At 65.4% G+C, this 6,512-nt stretch carries 8 protein-coding genes; 5 read left to right on the forward strand and 3 right to left on the reverse strand.

All coding sequences use genetic code 11. The annotated features are described in order from the left end of the window. The 4 genes from K5Q19_RS10755 to K5Q19_RS10770 all read left to right on the forward strand — a co-directional run. A partial coding sequence (locus K5Q19_RS10755) for a PilZ domain-containing protein (protein ID WP_292944706.1) occupies positions 1–342 on the forward strand: 342 nt, incomplete at its 5' end. Positions 343–445: 103 nt separating this feature from the next. Next, entirely contained in the window at positions 446–2,059 is a 1,614-nt protein-coding gene (locus K5Q19_RS10760) for an NAD(P)/FAD-dependent oxidoreductase (protein ID WP_292944709.1), read from the forward strand. Positions 2,060–2,114: 55 nt separating this feature from the next. Further along, positions 2,115–2,522, forward strand: coding sequence for a GtrA family protein (locus tag K5Q19_RS10765; protein ID WP_365759238.1), 408 nt, complete (start codon positions 2,115–2,117; stop codon positions 2,520–2,522). After that, the gene (locus tag K5Q19_RS10770) at positions 2,522–4,366 is read left to right on the forward strand and encodes a hypothetical protein (protein WP_292944715.1); all 1,845 of its coding nucleotides are present in this window, start codon (positions 2,522–2,524) and stop codon (positions 4,364–4,366) included. The genes K5Q19_RS10765 and K5Q19_RS10770 overlap by 1 nt, the downstream gene beginning before the upstream one ends. Positions 4,367–4,372: 6 nt before the next feature. Here K5Q19_RS10770 and xth read toward each other — a convergent pair whose 3' ends face one another. Genes xth through K5Q19_RS10785 form a run of 3 tightly spaced genes read right to left on the reverse strand, consistent with a single transcriptional unit; the run spans position 4,373 to position 5,979 of the window. Next, positions 4,373–5,152 (reverse strand): exodeoxyribonuclease III, encoded by a 780-nt coding sequence (xth, locus tag K5Q19_RS10775; protein WP_292944727.1) that lies wholly within the window; start codon positions 5,150–5,152, stop codon positions 4,373–4,375. A 2-nt stretch (positions 5,153–5,154) separates the two neighbouring features. Further along, positions 5,155–5,511, reverse strand: a complete 357-nt coding sequence (locus tag K5Q19_RS10780; RefSeq protein ID WP_292944718.1) for an iron-sulfur cluster assembly accessory protein — start codon at positions 5,509–5,511, stop codon at positions 5,155–5,157. Positions 5,512–5,547: 36 nt separating this feature from the next. Beyond that, positions 5,548–5,979 carry a CBS domain-containing protein gene (locus K5Q19_RS10785; RefSeq protein WP_292944721.1) on the reverse strand — a complete coding sequence of 144 codons (432 nt, stop codon included), beginning with the start codon at positions 5,977–5,979 and terminating at the stop codon, positions 5,548–5,550. A gap of 141 nt (positions 5,980–6,120) precedes the next feature. Here K5Q19_RS10785 and K5Q19_RS10790 point away from each other — a divergent pair, with 141 nt between their 5' ends. Beyond that, entirely contained in the window at positions 6,121–6,432 is a 312-nt protein-coding gene (locus K5Q19_RS10790; RefSeq protein ID WP_292944724.1) for a hypothetical protein, read from the forward strand. The last annotated feature ends 80 nt before the right edge of the window (positions 6,433–6,512 follow it).

The following is a 6,512-nucleotide window of genomic DNA, read 5'->3' on the forward strand; positions in this document are numbered from 1 at the left end:
TTCCCCAAGCGGCAGATCCGCCTGCAGATCGCACTCAGCGGCGTGCTGCATTCCGGGGGCGAGGCCGTGCCTGTGCTGTTCCATAATCTTTCGCAACAAGGCGCTTGCGTGGAATTGGACAAGTGGCTCCTGATGAACGAGCTGGTCCGCCTCGAAACCGGTGTCTCCGAGCCGCTTTACGCCAAGGTCCGCTGGCGCAGCCATCCACGCTATGGGCTCATCTTCGAGCATACGTTCCGGCTCGAGGAACTGGCCCGCATCTCTGCGCCGCTGCAGTTCGCGCAGGCTCTGGAGGAGCATGCCTCGTCGTGTGCGGATCAACCTGCTGCGGGTGAAGCCTGACAAGGCGTGGGTTTCGCCATTCCCGACCGCGTTGTTAACCGTCTCTTAGCCATTTTCGTTCACTTCCGTTGCCAAGGCATGAACGCTTGAGCGGGAGCTAGCGATGGGTAACGGTTTCACTGGTCTGCAGGGGGATGGCAGCGAGGTTCAGGTCGATGTGGCAATCATCGGCGCGGGACCCGCTGGGCTGACCGCCGGCTACCTGCTTGCGAAGAAAGGCCTCAAGGTCGCTATCATCGAGAAGGATACCCGCTACGTCGGCGGCATCAGCCGCACCGTGGAGCACGAGGGCTATCGCTTTGATATCGGCGGCCACCGCTTCTTCTCGAAGTCGCAGCAGGTTGTCGATCTGTGGAACGAGATCCTGCCCGACGACTTCATCCAGCGCCCGCGCATGAGCCGCATCTACTACGAGGGCAAGTTCTACTCCTATCCGCTCCGCGCGTTCGAGGCGCTTAGCAACCTTGGCATCTGGCGCTCCACCACCTGCATGGTGAGCTATGGCATGTCCAAGCTGTTCCCGATCAAGGAGGTGAAGAGCTTCGAGGATTGGACGAGCAACCAGTTCGGCAAGAAACTCTATTCGATCTTCTTCAAGACCTACACCGAGAAGGTCTGGGGCATGCCCTGCAACGAGATGAGCGCCGACTGGGCCGCGCAGCGCATCAAGGGCCTCTCGCTCGGCGCCGCGGTGCTTGATGGCCTCAAGCGCAGCCTCGGGCTCAGCAAGCGCCCGAACGACGGCATGCAGACCAAGACCCTGCTCGAAACCTTCCGCTATCCGCGCCAGGGCCCGGGCATGATGTGGGAAGCCGCGCGCGACAAGATCCTCGCCGCCGGCAGCCACGTGCTGATGGGCCACGCGATGAAGCAGCTGGCCAGCGACGGCCAGGGCGGCTGGCGCCTTTCGGCAACCCGCGCCGAAGATGGCGGCGAGACGGTGATCCGCGCCAAGCACGCCATCAGCTCTGCCCCGATGCGCGAACTCGCCGCCCGCCTGCACCCGCTGCCTGCGACGACGCTGGAAGCAAGCCGCCTCAAGTACCGCGACTTCCTCACCGTGGCGCTCAAGATCCGGAGCGAGGACCTGTTCCCCGACAACTGGATCTACATCCACGACAGCAAGGTCCGCGTCGGCCGCGTGCAGAACTTCCGCTCGTGGTCGCCCGAAATGGTACCCGACGAAAGCGTCGCCTGTGTCGGCCTCGAATACTTCTGCTTCGAAGGCGATGACCTCTGGGCCTCGACCGACGAGGACCTGATCAAGCTCGCGACGAAGGAAATGGACATCCTCGGCCTTGTCGATCCCGCCAAGGTGATCGGCGGCGCGGTCGTCCGTCAGGAAAAGGCCTATCCGGTCTACGACGACGAATATGCCGCGAACGTCGCCGCGATGCGCGAGGAACTGGAAGCCAGCCACCCGACGCTGCATCTCGTTGGCCGCAATGGCATGCACCGCTACAACAATCAGGATCACGCGATGATGACCGCGATGCTCACGGTCGAGAACATCCTCGCGGGCACCCGAGTCTACGACATCTGGTGCGTGAACGAGGACGCCGAATATCACGAAGCCGGCGACGAGGGTGCCCAGCGCACCATCCCCGCCCGCGCCGTGAGCGAGGATCAGGCGGCCGCGCTCAGCTCGCTGCGCGATGTGCCGACGCGGATTGCCGGCTCCGAGGCTGCTTCGGGCAAGGATCGCGCCGCGGCCTGAACGTCGCTCGCCTACCCGTCCGTGATGCCGCGCTGAACAGGATTGTGTCTTGACCGTGCTCGATATCGCTCCACTCCATCGCATCCGCCAGATCGTGCTGGTGCGCTATATCCTCGCCAGCGTGGGCGCGCTGGCGGTGGATATGGGTATGTTCCTCACGCTGCTTTCCGCCGGGGTTCCGCCCGTCGCGGCTTCGGCGATGGGCTATGGCCTTGGCATCATGGTCCACTGGATCCTGTCGAGCCGGAAGGTCTTTGCCGCTCAGGTTGCCGACGGCGGCATCGCCCGCACCAAGCAGAAGGCGATGTTCGTTGTCTCGGCACTGATCGGGCTTGGCGTCACTACCCTGATTGTCGGCGCGGCAAGCGCGGCGGGGCTCGATCCCCGGGTTGCCAAGCTCTGCGCCATCGTCGTGAGTTTCATGGTGACCTGGCTGCTGCGCAAGCGCGTGGTGTTCCGCTGATGGCGACGCTCTACGCCGGGGGCACTGCCGCCCAGCAGCAGACATCGTCCGTCACCGATCCCGCCAAGGGTCCCTACCTGCGCGTCGTGATCACGTGGGCGCTGCTGGCGGCCACGATGATCCTCATCAACTTCAAGCTCATCGCCACGATGCGCTTTGGCGATCCGGACGATGCGCTGCGCCTGCTGCAGGTGCGCGATCTGCTCGCCGGGCAATCCTGGTTCGATGTCCACCAATACCGCGTTGCCGCGCCCGAAGGGGTGCCGATGCACTGGTCGCGGCTGGTCGATATTCCGATCGCCGGAATGATCCTGCTGCTGCGGCCGCTACTGGGGATGGCCGGGGCCGAACAGGTGACAGCAGTGGTGATTCCGCTGCTCACGCTGCTCTGCGCGATGGCGCTGATCGGCCGCCTTGCCGCGCGCTGGTTCAACGATGAAGTCGTCGCGCTCTCGGGCCTGATGATCGGCCTTTCGCCCCCGGTGCTGTGCCAGTTCACGCCGCTCAGGATCGACCACCACGGCTGGCAGATCGTGCTCGCGCTTGCGGCGCTGAATGGACTCCATGCCCGGGATCCCCGGCGCGGCGGGCTGGTGATCGGTCTTTCGCTGGCTGCGCTGCTCGCGATCTCGATTGAGGGACTGCCGCTCACCGCGCTGTTTCTGGGCATCTGCGTCCTGCGCGGCCTCCGCCATCCGGCCAGCCGGTTTGATTGGTTCTCCAGCGCAGCCGGCAGCCTCGCGCTGGGCAGCGCGGCGATCTTCCTCGGCACGCGCGGGACCTATGATCTCATCACGCACTGCGATGCCCTGTCCCCTGTCCATCTGGCGATGCTCGGCTGGGTTGCCGCCGGCGCCGCAGCGCTGCGCCTTGCCGCACCGCGCAGCCTGTACGGCCAGATCGGTGCGCTGGCGCTGATCGGCGCGGTCTCCGCTGCCATCCTGTTCGGCGTCGCGCCCGAATGCCGCGGCGGCGCGTTCGTGATGCTCGATCCGCTGGTCAAGCGCTATTGGTACGACGGGGTGCAGGAAGGCATGCCCTTCTGGCACACCTCGCCGCCGCTGGCGGCTGCCATCCTGGCCGGGCCGCTGGTCGGCCTTATCGGCGCGCTGTGGATCTGGCGCGGCACGAGCGATGCGCAGAGCCGGACGCTCTGGTGCGATCACCTGCTGCTGCTGGCCGGTGCCTGGCTGATCGGGCTGGTGGTGGCGCGCGCTTCGGCAACGGCGCTGGTGTTTGCCGCCGTACCGGCCGCCGCGTTGATCCTCCACGGGGTCTATCGCCTGCGCTCCATTGCGATCCTGCCGCGTCTTGGCGGCTACGTGGTGGTGATCTCGCTGCTGGCACCCGGGCTCCCGGTCGTCCTTACCATGGCTGCGGCGAGCCCGCTCATGGCCAACACCAAGGGCGGCAAGCTCGAGAAGTCCGTCGCTGGCGTTACTCTCGGTGCACTGTCCATCTCGCAATGCCGCTATGATGTTGCGGGCCGCGCGCTCGATCGGCTGCCTGCCGTCGATATCTTCGCTCCCCTCGATATCGGGCCGGATCTGATCGTGCGCTCGCACGACCGCGTGGTCGCAACGGGGCATCACCGGGGAGCTTCGGGCATGCACGATGTGATCGCCGCGTTCATGGCGCCTGCCGACGAGGCGCATGCCCTGATCCGCAAGCGTCATGCCGCGCTGGTCGTGGTCTGCCCCGATATCTACGAGCCTGCGGTCTACGCCGCGCGTGCGCCGCAAGGGTTGATGGCCGATCTGCTCAGGGATCGCCCGCCGCAGTGGCTGCAGCCGGTCGATATCGCGCCGGGATCGCACATCAAGTTCTGGCGCGTGGTGAACTGAGCCGGTTCAGGCGGGTTCGCGCAAGGTAACCCAGATCGGCGCGTGGTCACTGGCCTTCTCGCGCCCGCGATAGGTCTTGTCGACGCCTGCACCCACCAGCCGGTCGGCCAGTTCGGGCGAAAGCAGTGCGTGATCGATGCGGAAGCCGTGGTCGCGTTGCCATGCGCCCGCCTGATAGTCCCAGAAGGTCCACAGTCCCCCGCGCGGATGGTGCAGATCGAGTGCGTCGGTCCAGCCATCGTTGAGCAGGCGGCGATAGGCATCGCGCGACTCTGGCTGCATGAGCGCATCGCTCGCCATTGCGCGCGTGTCCCACACGTCCTTGTCTTCGGGGATCACGTTGTAATCGCCGATCACCAGCGCTGGCACTTCCTCTGCCGCGATTGTCGCCATGCGCTTGCGCAGGCGCTCCATCCAGCGCAGCTTGTAATCGAACTTCGGGCCCGGCTGCGGATTGCCGTTGGGCAGATAGATGCACACCACGCGCAGACCGAAGACATCGGCCTCGAGGTAGCGCGAATGCTCGTCCTCCGGTTCTCCGGCGAGGCCGCGCTGCACTTCGACGGGTTTCGTACCATCCGCCAGAATGGCAACGCCGTTGAAGCCCTTCTGCCCGTGCCAGATCGCGTGATAGCCGATCTTCTCGAACTCGGCGGCGGGAAAGTCGGCGTCCTGCGTCTTGATTTCCTGCAGGCAGGCGACGCTGGGGCGGGTTTCCTCCAGCCATTCGAGCAGGCGGGGCAGCCGCGCCTTGATCCCGTTGATATTGAACGAAGCGACCTTGATCGTCACACCGAGAAGCTCGCGCCGCAGCCGCATCCCGAGGCCGCCTGCGGGTTGGTGACGCGGAAGGCCGCGCCGCCGAGCGATTCGACATATTCCACCGTCGCGCCCGCGATCAGTTCAAGGCTCATCGCATCGACCAGCAGGCGCACGCCGTCGGTCTCGCTCACGAGATCGTCGGCTGCGGGTTCATCCCCCATCTCGAACTTGTACTGAAAGCCCGAACAGCCGCCGCCTTCGACCGCGAGGCGCAACACGGCGGGGCGGTTCTGCTTGGCAGCAATCGCGGCGATGCGCGCCGCCGCGCTGGGGGCGAGCGTGACACCGGCGGTGAGCGCGGGATCCGAGAGCGTTGTGGTCATGACACCAAGATAGGCTGCCCGGGCGGCCCGCTCAAGTCACGCCGACTGGATATATTCCCTGAGCGCTTCGGCCTCGGCCTCGATCCGGTCGATCCGGAACTTCACGAGGTCGCCGATCGAGACGAAACCGACCATCTTGCCTTTGTCGAGCACCGGCAGATGGCGGATGCGCCGGCGGGTCATCAGCGCGAGCGCTTCAAGCGCGCTCTGATCGGGCGAGACCGAGATGACCGGCGCGGTCATCACATCGCGCACGCGCATCTGCAACGCGGCAGCGCCATGGGTCTTCAGGGCATACAACACATCCCGTTCGGAGAAGATTCCGGCTACTTCAGTCCCGGCATCGGTCACCGGCAAGGCCCCGATCCGGCGTGTGGCGAGGGTTTCGACGGCGCCCGCCACGAGGTCATCGGCATGGCAGTGCCACACCTCTCCCGAACGGCCGGCGATCAGTTGCGCGATCGACATGGCATCCTCCATTCCCCCTCTCGGGAGGTCCCGCTTGTGCGGCAAGTCGTTCCAATGCTTGCCGATTCGCAGATCATGCCACCAAAGGGCAGGCAGGGAAAGCGATTGCCTTGGGGGATCGCGCGGCGCATGGAAGCGTGCATGGCCAACCCCGTTCGCCCCTCTCCGCTTGATGATCCGGACTACGCCGAGTTCGCTTGGGGCCGCTATTTCCGGGTCATGCGCTGGATGGCGCTGCTGACCCTCGCCGTGATGGCCGCCGCCGCGCTTTACCTTTACGAGGCGGTCGGCCTTGTCTCGATCCACCTCTACATCGCGGCGATGCTCGGCATCGGGTTCACGATGATGCTGATGGCCGCGCTGATGGGGCTCGTCTTCCTCTCCAGCGGCACCGGGCACGACGAGGCGGTCGACAACGGCCTCGAGCAGCACCTCGACGAGTGGTGGAAGTGATGGCTAGACTCGTTTTCACTTAGGTTGAAGCATATCCGGAGTTTCTGAAGTAGTTTGCGCATTCCTGAGGCGGGAAGGCG

This window comes from Novosphingobium sp., assembly GCF_019748365.1.
In the GTDB taxonomy this organism is placed as follows: Bacteria; Pseudomonadota; Alphaproteobacteria; order Sphingomonadales; family Sphingomonadaceae; genus Novosphingobium.